This is a genomic window from Pseudomonas sp. X10 (assembly GCF_054889225.1).
The window spans coordinates 489,215-508,138 of record NZ_CM142677.1 but is presented as its reverse complement, the minus strand read 5'-3'; the positions used below and the strand labels follow the sequence as shown (position 1 = coordinate 508,138).

The following is an 18,924-nucleotide window of genomic DNA, read 5'->3' as shown; positions in this document are numbered from 1 at the left end:
AATCTCAGCCAGTGGAACCCTTCACCGCAAGGGAGCACTAAATAAGTAGCTGACAACCCCCAGACCTATCCTGAAGGAGTAATCCCATGTGGACCAAACCTGCATACACTGACCTGCGTATCGGCTTTGAAGTGACCATGTATTTCGCAAGCCGCTGAGTCTGCTTGCGGTACAACGCCTCGGTCCGCCGGGGCGTTTTCATTTTTGGATACGGAGTGGCCATGTACGTCCAGATTCTCGGCTCCGCCGCCGGCGGCGGTTTCCCTCAGTGGAACTGCAACTGCGTCAACTGCAAAGGCTTTCGTGACGGCAGCCTGCGGGCCAGCGCGCGCACCCAATCATCGATCGCCCTGTCCGATGACGGCGAACACTGGATCCTGTGCAATGCTTCGCCGGACATCCGTGCGCAACTGCAAGGCTTCGCCCCCATGCAGCCGGCCCGCGCCCTGCGCGATACCGGGATCAATGCGATCATCCTGCTCGACAGCCAGATAGACCACACCACCGGCCTGCTCAGCCTGCGTGAAGGCTGCCCGCACCAGGTCTGGTGCACCGACATGGTCCACCAAGACCTGACCACTGGCTTCCCGCTGTTCAACATGCTCAGCCACTGGAACGGTGGGCTGGCATGGAACCGCATCGAGCTCGAAGGCAGTTTCGTCATCGAGGCCTGCCCGAACCTCCGGTTCAGCCCATTCCCGCTACGCAGCGCAGCCCCACCCTACTCGCCCCACCGCTTCGACCCGCACCCAGGTGACAACCTCGGGCTGATGGTGGAAGACCTGCGTACAGGCGGCAAACTCTTCTATGCCCCAGGCCTGGGGCAAGTCGATGAAAAACTGCTGCAGAAGATGCACGATGCCGATTGCCTGCTGGTCGACGGCACGCTGTGGGAGGATGATGAAATGCAACGGCGTGGCGTCGGCACCCGCACCGGCCGCGAGATGGGCCACCTGGCACAGAACGGCCCGGGCGGCATGCTTGAAGTCCTAGAGGGCTTCCCACAGCAACGCAAGGTGCTGATCCACATCAACAACACCAACCCGATTCTCGATGAAGACTCAGCCGAACGGGCCGAGGTGAGCCGCCGGGGCGTGGAAGTCGCCTACGATGGCATGAGTATCGAGCTGTAGGAGCCCCGATGAGCGACGCCACCCCGATGTCCCCTGCCGAGTTCGAGCAGGCCTTGCGCGCCAAGGGCGCCTACTATCACATCCATCACCCCTATCACGTGGCGATGTACGAAGGCCGCGCCACCCGCGAGCAGATCCAGGGCTGGGTGGCCAACCGTTTCTACTATCAGGTGAACATCCCGATGAAGGATGCGGCGATCCTGGCCAACTGCCCGGACCGCGAAGTACGCCGCGAGTGGATCCAGCGCCTGCTCGACCACGACGGCGCGCCCGGTGAAGACGGTGGCATCGAGGCCTGGCTGCGCCTTGGCCAAGCGGTGGGCCTGGACCCGGACCAACTGCGCTCCCAGGAGCTGGTACTGCCCGGTGTGCGTTTCGCCGTGGACGCCTACGTCAACTTCGCCCGCCGCGCCAGTTGGCAGGAAGCGGCCAGTAGCTCGCTGACCGAGCTGTTCGCCCCGCAAATCCACCAGTCGCGCCTGGACAGCTGGCCCCAGCACTACCCCTGGATCGACCCGGCGGGCTACGAGTACTTCCGCACGCGCCTGGGTCAGGCCCGACGCGACGTCGAGCACGGCCTGGCCATCACACTGCAGCACTACACCACGCGCGAAGGCCAGGAGCGCATGCTGGAGATCCTGCAGTTCAAGCTGGATATCCTCTGGAGCATGCTCGACGCCATGAGCATGGCCTACGAACTGAACCGCCCGCCCTATCACAGCGTCACTCGCGAGCGGGTCTGGCACAAGGGGATCACCCTATGAGTTTCGACCGTCAACAAGTTCCCAACTGGCGCCCCGGCTACCGCTTCCAGTACGAGCCGGCCCAGAAAGGCCATGTCCTGCTGTACCCCGAGGGCATGATCAAGCTCAACGAGAGCGCCGCGCTGATCGGTGGCCTGATCGATGGCCAACGCGACGTCGCGGCGATCATCGCCGAACTGGAACAGCAGTTTCCCGATGTCCCGGAAGTCGCCGAGGACATCGAGCAGTTCATGGAGGTGGCCCGTGCCGAACACTGGATCGTCCTCTCCTGAATCGCCAGGCAAGCCCGAAGTCGGCTTGCCGCTGTGGCTGCTGGCCGAGCTGACCTACCGCTGCCCGCTGCAGTGCCCCTACTGCTCCAACCCTTTGGACTTCGCCGCCCAGGGCAAGGAACTGAGCACCGAGCAGTGGTTCCGGGTGATGGCTGAAGCCCGGGAGATGGGCGCGGCGCAGCTAGGCTTCTCCGGTGGCGAGCCGCTGGTGCGCCAGGACCTCGCCGAACTGATCGGCGAAGGGAGGCGCCTGGGGTACTACACCAACCTCATCACCTCCGGTATCGGCCTGACCGAGCAAAAGATCGCTGCATTCAAACAGGCTGGCCTGGACCACATCCAGATCAGCTTCCAGGCCAGCGACGAGCAGGTGAACAACCTGCTGGCCGGCTCGAAGAAGGCCTTCGCCCAAAAGCTGGAAATGGCCCGTGCCGTGAAGGCCCACGGCTATCCGATGGTGCTCAACTTCGTCACCCACCGGCACAACATCGACAAGATCGACCGTATCATCGAGCTGTGCATCGCCCTGGAAGCCGACTTCGTCGAACTCGCCACCTGCCAGTTCTACGGCTGGGCGCACCTCAACCGTCTGGGCCTGCTGCCGACCCGCTCGCAACTGGAACGGGCCGAGCGCATCACCAACGAGTACCGGGACAAACTCAAGGCCACCGGCAACCCCTGCAAGCTGATCTTCGTCACCCCGGACTACTACGAAGAACGTCCTAAGGCCTGCATGAACGGCTGGGGCAGTGTATTTCTCACCGTCACGCCCGACGGCACCGCCCTGCCCTGTCACGGCGCGCGCCAGTTGCCGGTACAGTTCCCCAATGTGCGGGAGCACAGCTTGCAACACATCTGGTATGACTCTTTTGGCTTCAACCGCTTCCGCGGCTATGACTGGATGCCCGAGCCTTGCCGCTCCTGCGACGAGAAGGAAAAGGACTTCGGCGGCTGCCGTTGCCAGGCCTTCATGCTCACCGGCGATGCCAGCAAGGCTGACCCGGTATGCTCTAAGTCGGCCGACCACGGCATCATTCTCACGGCCCGCGAAGAGGCGGAGCACGCCCAACTCGCCATCGAGCAACTGACTTTCCGCAATGAGCGAAACTCCCGTGTCATCGTCCGAGGCTGAGCACTTCAGCGCCGCCCTGGCTGTAGCGGCCGGCACCGATTTCGCCGAACTCAAGCTCGGCGCGACTGGCCTTTTCTGGAACGAATTCCGCCCAGCCGACGGCGCCTGCCGTATTTGGCACTGGCAGGACGAACAGGCCCGCTGCCTGACCCCTGACGGCTTCAGCGTCCGCAGCAGGGTCTACGAGTACGGCGGCGGCAGCTTTTGCTTGGGCGGTGACGGGCTGGTGTTCGTCAACGAGGCGGACCAGCAGCTCTACACCCAGGACCTGGAGGGCGGCGCACCGCGCCCGTTGACCCAGGGCCAATGCCGCTACGGTGATGTGCAATGGCATGACGGGCAGGTCCTGGCCGTGGAAGAACACCATGGCGACCAGGGTGTCCAGCATCGTCTTGTGGCCATCGGCGCGAAGGGCCGTGACGTGCTGGCCGAAGGTACCGATTTCTACGCCTCGCCCACCCTCAGCGATGATGGCCGGCGCCTGGCCTGGATCGAGTGGGATCGCCCAGCCCAGCCCTGGACCACGACACGCCTGCTGTGCCGCGAACGCGACGCTGATGGACGCTGGGGTATCACTCGGTGCGTCGCCGGCGATAGCGGGCAAGAAGAGTCCTTGCAGCAGCCCCGCTTCGATAACCAGGGCCAGCTCTATTGCCTATCTGATCGCCAAGGCTTCTGGCAGCCCTGGGGAGAGGTCGACGGCCACTGGCAAGCATTGCCCGCCGCTGTCGCCGATCATGCCGCTGCGCCTTGGCAACTTGGCGCCAGCACCTGGCAGCCGATAGGGCCGCGATCCTACCTGGCCACCTGGTTCGAGGATGGCTTCGGACAACTTGCCCTGCGCCATGCAGATAGCAGCCTGGAGCGCTTCGCCAACGATTACGGCCGCTTCCGCAGCGTGGCCATGGACGACTCGCACCTCTATGCGATCGCCGCCTCGGCCGTCAGCCCACCAGCCGTTATTGCCATTGAACGCAACAGCCGGCAGGTGCGCATCTTGGCCGGTGGCGGCCTGGTCCTGCCGAGCGAACGCATCAGCCGTCCGCACCCAATCAGCTACCGCAGCGGCGATGGCATGGCCCACGGCTTCTTCTACCCGGCTATGCAGGGCAAGGCTCCTTCACCGCTGTTGGTATTCATCCATGGCGGGCCGACCTCGGCCTGTTACCCGGTGCTCGACCCGCGCATCCAGTACTGGACCCAGCGCGGCTTCGCCGTGGCCGACCTCAACTACCGCGGCAGCAGCGGCTATGGCCGCGCCTATCGTCAGGCCCTGCACCTGCGCTGGGGCGAAGTCGACGTCGAAGATGCCTGCGCGGCCGTCGCCCATCTGGCTGCCGAAGGCCTGATCGACCCGGAAAAGGCCTTTATCCGGGGCGGCAGCGCCGGTGGCTATACCACCCTCTGCGCACTGGCTTTCCATGATGTGTTCCGCGCTGGCGCCAGCCTCTATGGAGTCAGCGACCCCGTGGCATTGGCGCGGGCCACGCACAAATTCGAAGGTGACTATCTGGACTGGTTGATCGGCGATCCGCAGCAGGATGCCGAGCGCTACCGGCAACGTACTCCGCTGCTGCACGCCTCACAGATCAAGGCGCCGGTGATCTTTTTCCAAGGTGAGCTGGACGCGGTGGTGGTGCCAGAGCAGACCCGCGCCATGCTGGCGGCCCTGCAGGCCAATGGCATCGAGGCCGAAGGGCATTTCTATCCGGGCGAACGGCATGGGTTCCGCAAAGCGGCGAATCTGGCCCATGCGCTGGAAGAGGAATGGCGGTTTTACTGTCGGGTATTGGGGCATGCAGGGACTGCGTAGGAGCCAGTATCAGCTGGCCCCTACCGGTATCGCTTCGACCACGTGAATTGAACTCACCGCTTGGCGATGATGTATACCGCATGCACGATCCCTGGGATGTACCCCAGCAGCGTCAGGAGGATATTCAGCCAGAAGGCACCGCCGAAGCCGACCTGGAGGAAGACACCCAGCGGGGGCAGGAGAATGGCGATGAGGATGCGGATCAGGTCCATGAAAATGCTCCTTGTGTGAGTAGTAACAATGACTACACACCAGGACCGGAGGTTCCGCCAGCGAACGGCAGGCAAAAAAACGCCCCGGGCCAAAGTACTGCAGGCCAAGGGCGATGCGCAGGAGCGCGAGACGGTTCGTTGAAATTCGTCAGTACCGGGTTTCGATCAGGCCGAGACCTCGCGGCGGTTGTGTTGCTGGGCATGAAGGCGAGCAAAAGCCCGGGCCAGGCGCAGGAGCATCTCGTCGATATTGCCCTTGCTCACCGTCAGCGCCGGGGAGAAGCGCACCACATCTGCCTGCGGAGCATTGAGCAGCAGGCCTTCGTGCAGGGCGGCCTGTACCAGTTCGTGGGCCATGTCTTCGCGCAATTGCAGCGCCCATAACAGGCCCTGGCCACGTACTTCGCCCTGGCCGTAGCGGCCGGCCAGGCGGATCAAGCCGTCGCGCAGGTGGCGTCCGCTGTCTTGTACCTGTTCGAAGAAGCCTGGCTGCAGCACAGTCTCCAGCACCGCCAGGCCCGCAGCGCTCATCAATGCGTTGCCGTGATGGCTGCCCTCCAGTTCGCCCGGTTCGGCACAACAGGCGGTGCCACGCGCCAGCAACGCTGCCAGGGGCACCCCGCCCCCCAGGCCCTTGCCCAAGGTGATGATGTCGGCGCGCACGCCGTAGGTCTGTTCGGCCAGCAGGGCGCCGCAACGGCCGACGCCAGTCTGCACTTCGTCGAGGATCAACAGGATCCCAAGTTCACGGCACAGGCGTTCGACCCCCTTGAGGTAGGTCTCAGTGGCGGGAATTACTCCGGCCTCACCTTGGATGGGCTCCAGCATGATCGCCACGGTGCGGGAGTCCACTGCCGCATGCAAAGCTTCAAGGTCATTGAATGGCACCTTGCTGAAGCCCGGCAACCCGGGCTCGCAACGGTTGCACTGCGATGGGTCGGAGGCTGACAGCGCTCCCAGGGTGCGGCCATGGCAGCTCTGGCTGGCCGTGATGATGTGGTAGGCGCCACTGCGGTGCAGTTGACCCCATTTCCGCGCCAGTTTGATCGCGCCCTCGCAGGCTTCGGCACCACTGTTGAGCAGGTAGGCCTGGTCGCTGCCGGTGCTCCGGCACAGGCGGTTGACCAACTCCAGCAAACCACCGCTATGAAAGCCCGCGCCGGGGTTGATCAGCGCCTGGACCTGGTTGCCCAGCGCCTTGACCAGCACGCTGGGGCTGTGACCGAGGCTGTTGACCGCGCACCCCTGGGTGAAATCCAGGTAGGCATGACCTTCGCTATCCCACAGCCATGAGCCCTGGCCACGCACGAAGACCTGGGATGCGCGCTCAGTGCTCGGCATCAGGCAGTCACGCGACAGCTGTGGTGCAGCGGGCTCGATTGCCGGCACGAGCTTGCGTTCGGCAACAACGGCAGCCGAGCGGCGCAGGTTGAACAGGTTCATGCGTGCTCCAACGAATCACGGTAAGTGCCAAGGCCCGGTCGATGCCAGGAGGACGTGCCCATCAGCTGAAGCTGATTTTTTGCCTTGCCTATCTAAAAGCTTCTCTCATCCGAGGTAGGCGTCACTGCATCAGGCCCTGTAAACCTCGGGAATACGGGATAGACTAGGCTTCTTGCCGGCCAGCGGCCATTCGGTTTTTCGAGCTTTTTCAATAAGTATTTCTTATGGATTTTCGCCAACTGCGTTATTTCGTCGCGGTATACGAGGAAGGCCATGTCGGCCGGGCTGCCGAACGCCTGTCATTGTCCCAACCCGCGCTTTCGCAGCAGATCCGCCAACTCGAGCACAGCCTCGATGTGAGCCTGTTCGAACGCAGCAACAAGCGCCTGCTGCCCACTCTCGCCGCCCATACCCTGTACAACCATGCCCTGCCCCTGCTCGACGGCCTGCAGCGGGCGCGCGAGGCCCTGCGCAACTTCAAGGGCCAGTCGCTGCGCACCCTCGCTATCGGCGTGCTGCAGACGGTGCGCCCGAGCCTGGTACCACAATTGCTGGAGCGGGTGCGCAAGGCCCAACCCCACCTAGTCGTGCAGATCTACGAACTGTCTGGCCTGGAGATCGAACGGCGCCTGCTCAACGGCAGCCTGGACATCGGCATCAGCTACCTGCCACCGCGCCAGCCAGGGCTGCATGGGCTGCTGCTGTATGAAGACGAGCTGCAGCTAGTCATCCCCAACACTCACCCTTTGAAGGAATTCAAGAAGGTCTCGATCAAGCAGGCGGCTGAGCTGCCCTTGCTGATGCTCGGTGAGGAATTCCAGATCCGGCAGATCTGGCAGGCACAGCTGGCCAGCCTAGGGCGCCGGCCACAGGTGCAGGCGGAGATGAATAACATGGGTGGGATTCTGGACAGCCTGGCGCATACGGCGCTGGCAACCATTCTGCCCGGGCGGGCCAAGGATGCCGCCGAAGATGATCACGAGCTGTTGTGGAAGCCACTGAGCGAGCCACGGGTACCGCTGAAGGTCGGCCTGGTGTTTCGCGACGCACAGCGCCAGCAGGCCTCGGTGGAGCTGCTGCGCTCTTTGCTCGAAGAGGAAACCGATAGCCGTCAGCTCGGTGTCTCGCCGCTGGACGTACTCGGCTGAAAAACCAGCACACAAAGAAAACCCCGCAAAAGCGGGGTTTTCCAGACTGTTTCCCTGACATCCCTATCGCCCCGCCATCCTGGCAGGAAATCCTACGTGTCCGTTTTCTGTCCTTTTGCGCTTCCTGCGCGACGTCCATGTGAGAAAGATTACCCATGGATCCAATCTTGCGATAGAGGCGAAAAGTCACCGCAACGCGTAAGAGAATGCTTACAAACTCCAAAAACCGTCAGAATTGCCCTTCGTCCAGCAGGTAAAGCGACTCACTCCCTGCCTTGACCGACGCTACCAACGAATGAATGCGCGGCAGCAACCGAGCGAAATAGAAGCGTGCCGTGCCCAGCTTGGCGGCATAGAAATCCTCATCCCCCTCCCCTGCCAAGGCGGCACGGGCCATTAGCGCCCACATGTAGGCATAAGCGGTATAGCCAAAGGCATGCAGGTACTCCACCGACGCCGCGCCGATCTCGTTCGGATTGCTCTTGGCACGCTCAAGCACCCAGGCAGTCACATCGTCGAGCTGGTCCAGCGCGGTACCCAGGGGGTTGACGAACTCTTCCAGCTCGCTGCCGGCAGTGCCGATGAAATGGCGGATCTCTTCGGCGAACAGGCGGTAGAAGGCGCCTCCGCTGCCGACCACCTTGCGGCCCATCAGGTCCAGCGCCTGGATACCGTTGGTGCCTTCGTAGATCTGGGTGATGCGCACATCACGCACCAACTGCTCCTGACCCCACTCGCGGATGTAACCGTGGCCACCGAAGACCTGCTGCCCATGCACCGCCGACTCCAGCCCCAGGTCAGTCAGGAAGGCTTTCGCCACAGGCGTCAGTAAAGCCACCAGATCCTCGCCACGCTTGCGGGCAGCGGGGTCCTCACTGAACTTGGCGGTATCCAGCTGCATAGCCACATAGGTGGAGAAGGCCCGGCCGCCCTCGTTGAGGGCCTTCATCGTCAGCAGCATGCGGCGCACATCCGGATGGACGATGATCGGGTCAGCGACCTTGTCCTTGGCCTGAGGGCCGGTCGGAGCACGGCTCTGCAGACGGTCGCGGGCGTATTCGATGGCGTTCTGGTAGGAGCGTTCCGCCGAGGCCAGACCCTGGATGCCAACCCCCAGGCGCTCGTAGTTCATCATGGTGAACATGGCAGCCAGGCCCTTGTTCGGCTCACCGACCAGGTAGCCGACCGCACCATCGAAGTTCATCACGCACGTAGCCGAAGCCTGGATGCCCATCTTGTGCTCGATCGAACCGCAATTGGCCGGGTTGCGCTCGCCCAGACTGCCATCGTCGTTGACCAGGAACTTGGGCACCAGGAACAGGGAAATACCCTTGGGCCCAGCCGGAGCATCCGGCAACTTGGCCAGTACCAGGTGAATGATGTTCTCGGTCAGGTCGTGCTCGCCGCCGGTGATGAAGATCTTGGTGCCGCTGACTTTGTAGGTGCCGTCAGCTTGAGGCTCGGCCCTGGTGCGGATGATGCCCAGGTCGGTACCGGCGTGGGGCTCTGTCAGGCACATGGAGCCAGCCCAGATGCCGGCGTACATGTTCGGCAGGTACTTTTCCTTCAGCGCTTCGCTGGCATGGGCATTGATCGACAGGCAGGCACCGGCAGTCAGCATCGGATACAGGCCAAAAGCCAGGCTGGAGGCGTTGACCATCTCCTCGACCTGAGCGGAAATCGCCTTGGGCATGCCCATGCCCCCGTAGGCCGGATCACCACCTACACCTACCCAGCCACCTTCGGCGTAAGTCTTGTAGGCTTCGATAAAACCAGCAGGGGTGCGCACCGAGCCGTTGTCCCAATGGCAACCTTCCTCGTCACCCGAGCGGCTCAGCGGCGCAATACTTTTGCCGGTGACCTTGCCCGCCTCTTCCAGTACGGCCATGGCCGTCTCTTCATCGACCACTTCGGCCAGCCCGGGCATCTGCGCCCAGAGCTTGGTAACCTCGAAGACTTCATTGAGAACGAAGCGCATATCGCGCAGGGGCGCTTTATAGTCAGCCATGGCAACCTCTCGCTAGTAGGGCGGGGGCGGTCCTGAGGACCGCGCACTGTTATGGAAGCAGTGTACCCGAACAACTTTTGCGAGACATAGGGTCATCTAGAGACCGAATAGTCAATTTTGGTCACGCTATGTGCACGGCTTTTCCCATGCCTTGGATCTCAAGAGTCTCAAAGAACCCAAGGCATGCACCCGCAAGCCATAAAACGGCCCAAAGCCAACTTTCCACAGCCCATAAAAAAACGCCTGCCGGTAAGGGCAGGCGTTTTTCCCGGAGGGTTAGCAGCCTTAGTAGGAGAGACCGAAGTGCTCTTCGTCCATGGCCATCAGGTTACCAGCACCGGACAACATGGTAGCCACGTGGGTGCGGGTACGCGGCAGGATGCGCTGGAAGTAGAAGCGCGCAGTCTGCAGCTTGGCGGTGTAGAAGGCCTCTTCGCTGGTGCCGGCAGCCAGTTTCTCGGCGGCGACACGGGCGATATCGGCCCAGAAGTAAGCCAGGCAGGCATAACCGGAGTACATCAGGTAGTCCACCGAAGCGGCACCGACTTCCTCACGGTCCTTCATGGCGGCCATGCCGACCTTCATGGTCAGTTCGCCCCACTCCTTGTTCAGCTGGGCCAGCGGCTCGACGAATTCCTTGACGGCTTCGTTGCCTTCCTGGGCCTGGCAGAACTTGTGCACGATCTTGGTGAAGCCCTTGAGCGCCTCGCCCTGGGTCATCAGTACCTTGCGGCCGAGCAAGTCCAGCGCCTGGATGCCGGTGGTGCCTTCGTACAGCATGGAAATACGGCTGTCGCGCACGTTCTGCTCCATACCCCACTCGGCGATGAAGCCGTGACCACCGTAAATCTGCACGCCATGGTTGGCAGCTTCGAAGCCGACTTCGGTCATGAATGCCTTGGCGATCGGAGTCATGAACGCCAGCAGGGCATCGGCTTTCTTGCGCTCTTCCTCGTCCTGGCTGTACTTGACGATGTCCACTTGCTTGGCGGTGAAGTAGACCATGGCGCGGTTGCCTTCAGCGAACGCCTTCATGGTCAGCAGCATGCGACGCACGTCCGGGTGGACGATGATCGGGTCAGCCGCCTTGTCCGGTGCTTTCGGGCCGGTCAAAGAACGCATCTGCAGGCGCTCGCGGGCGTACTTCAGGCCACCCTGGAAGGCCACTTCGGCATGGGCCAGGCCTTGCAGCGCAGTACCCAGGCGAGCGGTGTTCATGAAGGTGAACATGCAGTTCAGCCCCTTGTTCGCCGGGCCGATCAGGTAGCCGGTGGCACCATCAAAGTTCATCACGCAGGTGGCGTTACCGTGGATGCCCATCTTGTGTTCGAGGGACCCACAACTCACACCATTGCGCTCGCCCACGCCGCCTTCGGCGTTAGGCAGGAACTTCGGCACGATGAACAGGGAAATGCCCTTGGTGCCGGCTGGCGCGTCAGGCAGGCGGGCCAGGACGATATGGACGATGTTGTCGGCCATGTCGTGCTCGCCAGCGGAGATGAAGATCTTGGTGCCGCTGACCTTGTAGGAACCGTCGGCCTGAGGCTCGGCCTTGGTGCGCAGCATGCCCAGGTCAGTACCGCAGTGAGGCTCGGTCAGGCACATGGTGCCAGTCCACTCGCCGGTCACCAGCTTGCTCAGGTAGGTGTGCTGCTGCTCGGCGGTGCCGTGGGCAGACAGGGTATTCATCGCACCGTGGGACAGCCCGGGGTACATGCCCCAGGACCAGTTCGACTCGCCGACCATCTCGCTGATGGCCAGTCCCAGGGACTCTGGCAGGCCTTGGCCACCATGGTCGACGTCATGGGCCAGGCTCGGCCAGCCGCCTTCGACGAATTGCTTGTAGGCATCCTTGAAGCCGGTCGGGGTCTTCACGCCGGATTCGCTCCAGGTGCAGCCTTCAAGGTCGCCGACACGGTTCAGCGGGGCCAGTACTTGTTCACAGAACTTCGCGCCCTCTTCGAGGATCGCGTCGACCATGTCCGGCGTGGCGTCCTGGCAACCCGGCAGGCTCTGATAGTGCGCTTCATAGCCGAGCAGTTCGTCGCGAACGAAGCGAATATCACGCAAGGGGGCTTTGTAATCAGGCATAGCGATGAACCTCTGTGATGAGTCCGGGTTAGGGAGACCGCATTACACCGACCAGCTCTTGGTGGCTTTCGGTCAAACAGTTGTTTGAAACTTACGTTTAAGGGGGAAGCTTGTCAAGCTGTGGACTACGTGCCATTTCCGCCACCAAACAGGGCTTTTTTGCCGCAACGCAAAACACCACGGGACAAGCCGGCCCCCCACGCCGCCTGGAATCGGAATCGTGGGAGCGGGCTTGTCCCGCGATGCGTATTGAAAAAAGGATAGGTGTCGGACGAATGCTGCTCAGGCGTAGGTATCGATCAGTGTGCCAAGCATCTCGTCCGATGCCTTGGCCACTTTAACGCCCAGTTCGACCTGATGCTTGCCCAAGGCCAGCTCCACGGTGTTAGTGGCCAGGTCCATTTGCTGGCTGCGATCGACCGAGCGCAAGCGTTCAGCCTGGTAGTCGCTGGACTGGCTGGTGACGGCACGCTCGACAGTGGTATTGGCGATCTGGCTGGCGGCCTGGTCGACGCGGCTCTGCCCGGCCTGGAGCGCACCGAGGCCTGCGTAGAAGGCTGAACTACCGGAGATTTCCATGTCGAAGCTCCATGCCGCTGAAGTGCGAATAGCGCCTATTAAAGCAGCGATGCCCGCAAAAGACCCGTAAAAAACACTAATGGCTTTGTGCTACCCGATAGACCAGAACTAGCACCCCGCCGTGTGGCTAACTAGTCCAGCAGGTCCAGTTGCAGGTGCGCAGCGACAGCGTCTGCCGTTGCCGGTTTGAGCCTGGGCACACGCCCCAGGCAAGGCGCTGGCAGGCGCTCGGCCAGGGTGGAGAGGTTCTCTTCAAGACGCGAGGTGCGCGGCTCAATGACATTGGCCACCCAGCCTGCCAGTTGAAGGCCGTCACGGGCGATGGCTTCGGCGCTGAGCAAAGCATGGTTGATACAACCCAGGCGCACACCGACCACAAGGATCACCGGTAGCTTCAGGGCAATAGCGAGGTCCGACAGGTTGGCCTGGTCAGACAGTGGCACCCGCCAGCCGCCCGCGCCCTCGATCAAGGTGAAGTCGGCCCCTTGGGCCAACACCTGGCGCATGGCGGCCAGCAAGGCCTGCACAGTCAAGGCCACGCCCGCCTCGCGTGCCGCCAGGTGTGGGGCAATGGCGGGCTCGAAAGCGAAAGGGTTGACCTGCTCGTAGGGCAGCTTCAGTGAGCTTTCATCGATCAGCGACAAGGCATCGGGGTTACGCAGCCCCTTGGTCGTGACCGTGCAACCCGAAGCCACCGGTTTGGCACCCAGGGTGCTCAGGCCATTCAGCCGCGCGGCATGCAGCAAGCCTGCGGCGACAGTGGTCTTGCCGACATCGGTGTCGGTTCCTGCGATGAAATAGGCCGGGTTCATCTCACTCCCCTTCTGCCGATGGCTTGCGTAATACACCGTAGACCACCTGGTAGGTGGCCGGCAGCCCCTGGGCCTGGCGGAAGCGCTCGTAGGCGTGCAGCAGACCTTGCATGCGCGCACGTCCAGTCAGGCCACTGGGGCGTCCAGGATTGAGGTTATGGGCGCCGAGCGCCTTGAGTTCGTGGGTCAGGCTGCGCACATCAGGGTAGTACAGCACTTGGGGACGGTGTTGCAGGCCTAGCACCTGCAGGCCGCTGTCGGCGCACAGGCGCTGGTAGTCCTCGAAACGGCGGAAACGGTTGACATGCACCAAGCCATCAACCACCTGCCAACTCGCGCGCAGCTCATCGAGGGTGCCGACGCACAGGCTGCTGAAGGCCAGCACACCGCCCGGCTGCAGCACACGGCGAGCCTCCGCCAGCACACTGGCGAAGTGGCTGCACCACTGCAATGCCAGGCTGGAGAACACCAGGCCGACGCTGGCATCACGCAATGGCAGGCGCTCGGCATCACCGGCCACGTAGTAATGCGCGCCACCGGCGCTGCGGGCATGGAGCAACATGCCTTCGGCGATGTCGACCGCCACGCCCTGGGCCGGCGGGAAGCGCTCGGCCAGCACCCGGCTGAAATGGCCGGTGCCGCTGCCCAGGTCCAGCCAGCGCCGTGGCTGCAGGTCAGCCGGCAGTTGTTCGAGCAGGGCCATGCCGACCGCACGCTGCAAGGCCGCCACGCTGTCATAGCTGGCCGCTGCGCGGGAGAACGAGGCCGCCACCTGGCGCTTGTCTGGCAAGGCGCCGGGCAGGGGTGGTCGGGAAAGATCAGTCATCACCACTCTCATGCAGGAAACTCTTGATGCCTGCCGCCAGTTCCTGGGGATACTCCAGCAGGAAGGCATGGGCGCTGTCTTCGACCAGGCCGACCTCCACGTCCGGCAACAGGTCGCTCAGGGCTTGTGCCGCCTCGGCCGGGACCAGGCCGTCGCTGCCGGCGAACAGGTGCAGTTGAGGCCCGCCGTAATTCTGCAAGGCGGCGCGGGTGTCCAGTTGCGCCAATACTTGAAGACCGTTGGCCAGGTACAGCGGGTCAGTGTCCGGTACGCCAATGCCCAATTGGCGCATCAAGCTGCGCGGCATCTGCGCGCCTTCGCTGCACAGGGTGCGGAAGCGCTTGAGAGTGACTTGCGGATGGTTGCGGCAGCCGTCAAGGAAGGTGGCGAAGGTATCCGGCGCCATCCCGTGAGGCCAGTCCGGTCGGCTGACGAAGCTGGGGTTGCTGGCCAGCGTCATCAGGCCACAGCAATGATCGCCACGGCGCTCGGCCAGCAAGCTGGCAAGCATGCCGCCGAAAGACCAGCCGCCCAGCCACGTGTCGGTCGGCAGCTTGCGATCAAGGTAGTCGAGCCAGGCCTGGACATTCGCCTCGGGCAACTCCGGCAAGGGCGTCAGCTCGACCTGCAGGCGAGCGTCCTGGGCACGCAGGCTGGCCGCCAGGGGCTCCAGTGCCGCAGTACCCAGGCCCCAGCCGGGCAACAGGATCAGTCGATTACGCATCAGCGGGCTCCAGCAGTGGATAACACTCGGCCAATGCATTCAACAATAGCTGCACCTGCGCCTCGCTGTGCGCCGCACTCAGAGTCACACGCAAGCGCGCGCTGCCAGCAGGGACGGTCGGCGGGCGGATAGCGGTCACCAACAGGCCGCGCTCGCGCAGCAATTGCGAAAGCCGCAGTGCCCGCGCACTGTCGCCAATGACGATCGGCTGGATCGGCGTCTGGCTGTCCATCAGTTGCAGGCCGATCTGCTCGGCCCCCCGGCGGAACTGCTGGATCAGTGCGGCAAGACGCTCGCGCCGCCAATGCTCGCCACGCAGCAGCTCCAGGCTCTTCAAGGTGGCGCACGCCAAAGCCGGGGGCTGGCTGGTGGTGTAGATGTAGGGGCGAGCGAACTGCACCAGGGCTTCGATCAGTTCTTCGCTGCCAGCCACAAAGGCCCCAGCGGTGCCACAGGCCTTGCCCAGGGTACCGACCAAGACCGGTATCTCCTCGAACCCCAAGCCAAAGTGCTCGGCGACACCGCCACCGTGGCGCCCCAGGGTGCCCAGGCCGTGGGCGTCATCCACCATCAGCCAGGCGTCCCGTGCCCGCGCCGCAGCGGCCAGGGCTGGCAGGTCGGCGAGATCACCGTCCATGCTGAACACACCATCGGTGACCACCAGGGTGTTGCCCACGGCCTTGTCCAGGCGGCTGCTCAGACTGGCAACATCGTTGTGCAGATAGCGGTTGAAACGCGCACCGCTGAGCAGGCCAGCATCGAGCAGCGAGGCATGGTTGAGGCGGTCTTGCAGCACCGTGTCGCCCTGGCCCACCAACGCCGTAAGGGCACCGAGGTTGGCCATGTAGCCGGTGGAAAACAACAACGCCCGCGGGCGCCCGGTCAGCTCGGCCAGGGCTTCCTCCAGCTCATGGTGCGGGCGGCTGTGGCCTATCACCAGGTGCGAAGCACCGCCACCCACGCCCCAGCGCTCGGCACCGGCGCGCCAGGCGGCGATCACATCGGGATGATTGGCCAGGCCCAAGTAATCGTTGCTGCAAAAAGCCAGCAACGGCTGGCCATCGACCACCACTTCAGGCCCCTGCGGGCTCTGCAGCAGCGGCCGTTGCCGGTACAGGTCCGCGGCACGCCGTTCGGCCAGGCGTGCCGCCAAGTCGAAGGCCATGGTCAGGCCGACGCGGCGTTGTAGAACAGTTCGCTGCTGCGTTGCTCGACCAGCGCCTGCTCGATGGCGGCCTGATGCACTTCATCGGCATGCTCTTCGCGGGCTTCCGGCTGGATGCCCAAACGAGCAAACAGTTGCATGTCCTTGTCCGCTTGCGGGTTGGCAGTGGTCAGCAGCTTCTCGCCATAGAAGATCGAGTTAGCGCCCGCCATGAAGGCCAGAGCCTGCATCTGCTCGTTCATCGCCTCACGCCCGGCCGACAGCCGCACATGGGACTTGGGCATGAGGATGCGGGCCACGGCCAGCATGCGGATGAAATCGAAGGGGTCGACTTCCTCGGCGTTCTCCAGCGGCGTACCGGCGACCTTGACCAACATGTTGATCGGCACCGACTCAGGATGCTCCGGCAGGTTGGCCAACTGGATCAAGAGGCCTGCGCGGTCGTCCAGCGACTCGCCCATGCCGAGGATGCCACCCGAGCAGATCTTCATACCCGCGTCACGCACGTAGGCCAGGGTCTGCAGGCGCTCGCCATAGGTGCGGGTGGTGATGATGCTGCCGTAGAACTCCGGCGAGGTGTCGAGGTTGTGGTTGTAGTAGTCCAACCCGGCCTCGGCCAAGGCCTGGGTCTGCTCGCGGTCGAGGCGGCCCAGGGTCATGCAGGTCTCCAGGCCCATGGCCTTGACCCCTTTGACCATTTCCAGGACGTAGGGCATGTCCTTGGCCGATGGGTGCTTCCAGGCTGCGCCCATGCAGAAGCGGGTCGAGCCGATGGCTTTGGCCCGGGCGGCCTCTTCCAGCACCTTCTGCACTTCCATCAGCTTCTGTTTTTCCAGGCCCGTGTTGTAGTGGCCGGACTGCGGACAATATTTGCAATCTTCCGGGCAGGCGCCGGTCTTGATCGACAGCAAGGTGGAAACTTGCACCCGGTTGGGGTCGAAATGCGCGCGATGCACGGTCTGCGCCTGGAACAGCAAGTCATTGAACGGCTGCTGGAACAGGGCCTTGACCTCGGCGAGGGTCCAGTCGTGACGTGTTGTTGCAGTTGTGCTGGCGCTCATCGGCGTTTCCTTGTTTAGGCTCTGGCTGGCGCCGGGACAGGAATGCCCGCAAGCGCATCACGGATAGCTCGCATAGTCGGGGATGCACCATGTACTGTCAACCACCACTCAAAGCACTGGTTTACAAGTGTATAAATATTGATCATATCTGCTTGCTCTGCGATGAGGAGGCGCAACAGCCTTATCCTCTCTGCGTGGCATGCGAAAGCGAACTGCCCTGGCTCGACGAGCAATGCCGGGTATGCGCCCTCCCCCTGCCCATGCGCGACCTGACCTGCGCCCAGTGCAGCCGACGCCGGCCAGCCTTCGGCAGGGTCGAGGCGCTTTGGCACTACGGTTTTCCGATCGATACCCTGATCACCCGCTTCAAGCACCACAGCCACTGGCCGTTGGGGCGATTGATGGCCCGTCTGCTGGGCAACAGCCTGCGACATCGCTTTGCCGAGGGCTTGCCCCGCCCTGACCGGCTGTTGCCTGTTCCCCTGGCACGGCGCCGGTTGCGTCAGCGGGGATTCAACCAGGCGGCCATGCTCGCCCGATGGTTGGGGTCCCAGCTGGCCATTCCCTGTGACCAGGGGTTGCTTCAGCGAACGCGGGAAACACCGGCACAACAAGCGCTCGGGGCCAAGGCCCGGCAGCGCAACCTGCGCCACGCCTTCAGCCTTGGTGACGGGGAGGCGGTGAAAGGCTTGCACCTGGCGCTGGTCGACGACGTGTTGACCACCGGCGCCACCGCCCAGGCCTTGGCCGGCCTGCTACGCAAGGCAGGCGCGCGGCGAGTCGATGTCTATTGCCTGGCACGCACGCCCAAGCCCGACAAGGCTTGACTTGCCCTTGCACGAGAGGCAACGTCAGTCCTGTCCTCGCTCGAACGTTGCCGATCATGTCCCTGCCTCTCCTGCTCACCCAGCACATTGCCCGCCGCCCGCAACGCATCGCCCTGCTCCAGCACATCGCTGAGCAAGGCTCGATCACCCGTGCGGCGAAAGCCGCCGGCATGAGCTACAAGGGCGCCTGGGATGCCATCGATGAGCTCAACAACTTGGCGGCCCGCCCCTTGGTGGAGCGCATCATCGGCGGGCGGGGCGGCGGCGGTGCCAGATTGTCTGATGAAGGTCAGCGCGTATTGCGCCTGTACCAACGTCTGCAGAGCCTGCAAGCGCAGATCCTCGAAGCCGCCGAAGAAGCCAGCGATCTGGACCTGCTCGGCCGCCTGATGCTGCGCACCAGTGCGCGCAACCAGCTGCAGGGCCAGGTCCGCGACCTGAAGCGAGAAGGCCGCTACGACCGCATCCGCCTGACCCTGGCCGGCGACCTGCAGGTCGAAGCATTGATCACCCGCGACAGTACCGAGCGCCTGGATCTGGCGCCAGGCACCACAGTGATCGCCTTGCTGAAGGCCGGATGGGTCGACCTGCTTGGCCCTGATGACGCGGCAGACAGTGCCTGCAACTGCCTGCAGGCCAAGGTCGAAGACGTGATCGCTGACAGTGAAGGGCCTAGCGAGCTGCGGCTGGTGCTGGACAACGGCCAAACGCTGTGTGCCTTCGCCGAGGCTGACTGGCTGGCGGCGCGGCAGGTTGCCGTGGGCAGTGAGTTGCGTGCGCAGTTCCATCCTTCCTACGTATTGCTCGGAACACCGTTGTAGCCCTCGCCAACAGGTCCTGCGGGAGACACCATGGTTGCGGGCGCGCATTGCCAACCGAGAAACCTTCCGAAGCCACACCCCGCAATGGGATAC

Annotated in this window: 19 protein-coding genes; 9 read left to right on the top strand and 10 right to left on the bottom strand. The window is 63.3% G+C overall.

What is annotated here, in order from left to right:
* Window positions 1–86: 86 nt before the first annotated feature.
* The 6 genes from pqqA to ACYU03_RS02330 all read left to right on the top strand — a co-directional run bounded on the left by pqqA (window position 87) and on the right by ACYU03_RS02330 (window position 5,114).
* On the top strand, window positions 87–158 hold the full coding sequence (pqqA, locus tag ACYU03_RS02355) for a pyrroloquinoline quinone precursor peptide PqqA (RefSeq protein ID WP_008365141.1): 72 nt from the start codon (window positions 87–89) through the stop codon (window positions 156–158).
* A gap of 63 nt (window positions 159–221) precedes the next feature.
* Window positions 222–1,133 carry a pyrroloquinoline quinone biosynthesis protein PqqB gene (gene pqqB / locus ACYU03_RS02350; protein ID WP_461887942.1) on the top strand — a complete coding sequence of 304 codons (912 nt, stop codon included), beginning with the start codon at window positions 222–224 and terminating at the stop codon, window positions 1,131–1,133.
* 8 nt (window positions 1,134–1,141) lie between these two features.
* Entirely contained in the window at window positions 1,142–1,897 is a 756-nt protein-coding gene (pqqC, locus tag ACYU03_RS02345) for a pyrroloquinoline-quinone synthase PqqC (RefSeq protein WP_461887941.1), read from the top strand.
* Complete coding sequence (gene pqqD, locus ACYU03_RS02340) at window positions 1,894–2,169, top strand: pyrroloquinoline quinone biosynthesis peptide chaperone PqqD (RefSeq protein ID WP_461887940.1); 276 nt, start codon at window positions 1,894–1,896, stop codon at window positions 2,167–2,169. Before pqqC ends, pqqD begins: the two co-directional genes overlap by 4 nt.
* Entirely contained in the window at window positions 2,141–3,301 is a 1,161-nt protein-coding gene (gene pqqE, locus ACYU03_RS02335) for a pyrroloquinoline quinone biosynthesis protein PqqE (protein WP_461887939.1), read from the top strand. The genes pqqD and pqqE overlap by 29 nt, the downstream gene beginning before the upstream one ends.
* Window positions 3,267–5,114: a S9 family peptidase gene (locus tag ACYU03_RS02330; RefSeq protein ID WP_461887938.1), complete on the top strand. Its 1,848-nt coding sequence runs from the start codon at window positions 3,267–3,269 to the stop codon at window positions 5,112–5,114. The genes pqqE and ACYU03_RS02330 overlap by 35 nt, the downstream gene beginning before the upstream one ends.
* A 53-nt stretch (window positions 5,115–5,167) precedes the next feature.
* Here the strand turns inward: ACYU03_RS02330 and ACYU03_RS02325 are convergent, their stop codons facing one another.
* Both ACYU03_RS02325 and ACYU03_RS02320 read right to left on the bottom strand, forming a co-directional pair.
* Window positions 5,168–5,326 (bottom strand): YqaE/Pmp3 family membrane protein, encoded by a 159-nt coding sequence (locus tag ACYU03_RS02325; RefSeq protein WP_003084988.1) that lies wholly within the window; start codon window positions 5,324–5,326, stop codon window positions 5,168–5,170.
* 165 nt (window positions 5,327–5,491) lie between these two features.
* Window positions 5,492–6,769: an aspartate aminotransferase family protein gene (locus ACYU03_RS02320; protein ID WP_461887937.1), complete on the bottom strand. Its 1,278-nt coding sequence runs from the start codon at window positions 6,767–6,769 to the stop codon at window positions 5,492–5,494.
* A 224-nt stretch (window positions 6,770–6,993) separates the two neighbouring features.
* On the opposite strand from ACYU03_RS02320, the gene ACYU03_RS02315 reads away from it, so the two are divergent.
* Window positions 6,994–7,917 (top strand): LysR family transcriptional regulator, encoded by a 924-nt coding sequence (locus ACYU03_RS02315; protein WP_461887936.1) that lies wholly within the window; start codon window positions 6,994–6,996, stop codon window positions 7,915–7,917.
* Between the two features lie 229 nt (window positions 7,918–8,146).
* Here the strand turns inward: ACYU03_RS02315 and ACYU03_RS02310 are convergent, their stop codons facing one another.
* From ACYU03_RS02310 to bioB, 8 genes are all read right to left on the bottom strand, one after another.
* Window positions 8,147–9,925, bottom strand: a complete 1,779-nt coding sequence (locus ACYU03_RS02310) for an acyl-CoA dehydrogenase C-terminal domain-containing protein (protein ID WP_461887935.1) — start codon at window positions 9,923–9,925, stop codon at window positions 8,147–8,149.
* A 285-nt stretch (window positions 9,926–10,210) separates the two neighbouring features.
* The gene (locus ACYU03_RS02305) at window positions 10,211–12,016 is read right to left on the bottom strand and encodes a phenylacyl-CoA dehydrogenase (protein WP_461887934.1); all 1,806 of its coding nucleotides are present in this window, start codon (window positions 12,014–12,016) and stop codon (window positions 10,211–10,213) included.
* A gap of 282 nt (window positions 12,017–12,298) precedes the next feature.
* Entirely contained in the window at window positions 12,299–12,595 is a 297-nt protein-coding gene (locus ACYU03_RS02300; protein WP_461887933.1) for a pyrroloquinoline quinone biosynthesis protein PqqE, read from the bottom strand.
* Window positions 12,596–12,726: 131 nt separating this feature from the next.
* Entirely contained in the window at window positions 12,727–13,407 is a 681-nt protein-coding gene (bioD, locus tag ACYU03_RS02295) for a dethiobiotin synthase (RefSeq protein WP_461887932.1), read from the bottom strand.
* Between the two features lies 1 nt (window position 13,408).
* Window positions 13,409–14,233, bottom strand: a complete 825-nt coding sequence (gene bioC, locus ACYU03_RS02290; protein ID WP_461887931.1) for a malonyl-ACP O-methyltransferase BioC — start codon at window positions 14,231–14,233, stop codon at window positions 13,409–13,411.
* A complete protein-coding gene (locus ACYU03_RS02285; protein ID WP_461887930.1) occupies window positions 14,226–14,957 on the bottom strand; it encodes an alpha/beta fold hydrolase in 732 nt (243 codons plus the stop codon). The genes bioC and ACYU03_RS02285 overlap by 8 nt, the downstream gene beginning before the upstream one ends.
* Window positions 14,950–16,122 carry an 8-amino-7-oxononanoate synthase gene (gene bioF, locus ACYU03_RS02280; protein WP_461887929.1) on the bottom strand — a complete coding sequence of 391 codons (1,173 nt, stop codon included), beginning with the start codon at window positions 16,120–16,122 and terminating at the stop codon, window positions 14,950–14,952. Before bioF ends, ACYU03_RS02285 begins: the two co-directional genes overlap by 8 nt.
* A gap of 2 nt (window positions 16,123–16,124) precedes the next feature.
* Window positions 16,125–17,183 (bottom strand): biotin synthase BioB, encoded by a 1,059-nt coding sequence (bioB, locus tag ACYU03_RS02275; protein ID WP_461887928.1) that lies wholly within the window; start codon window positions 17,181–17,183, stop codon window positions 16,125–16,127.
* An 89-nt stretch (window positions 17,184–17,272) separates the two neighbouring features.
* Here bioB and ACYU03_RS02270 point away from each other — a divergent pair, with 89 nt between their 5' ends.
* Entirely contained in the window at window positions 17,273–18,010 is a 738-nt protein-coding gene (locus ACYU03_RS02270; RefSeq protein ID WP_461887927.1) for a double zinc ribbon domain-containing protein, read from the top strand.
* A gap of 56 nt (window positions 18,011–18,066) precedes the next feature.
* Window positions 18,067–18,831, top strand: coding sequence for a TOBE domain-containing protein (locus ACYU03_RS02265; protein ID WP_461887926.1), 765 nt, complete (start codon window positions 18,067–18,069; stop codon window positions 18,829–18,831).
* The last annotated feature ends 93 nt before the right edge of the window (window positions 18,832–18,924 follow it).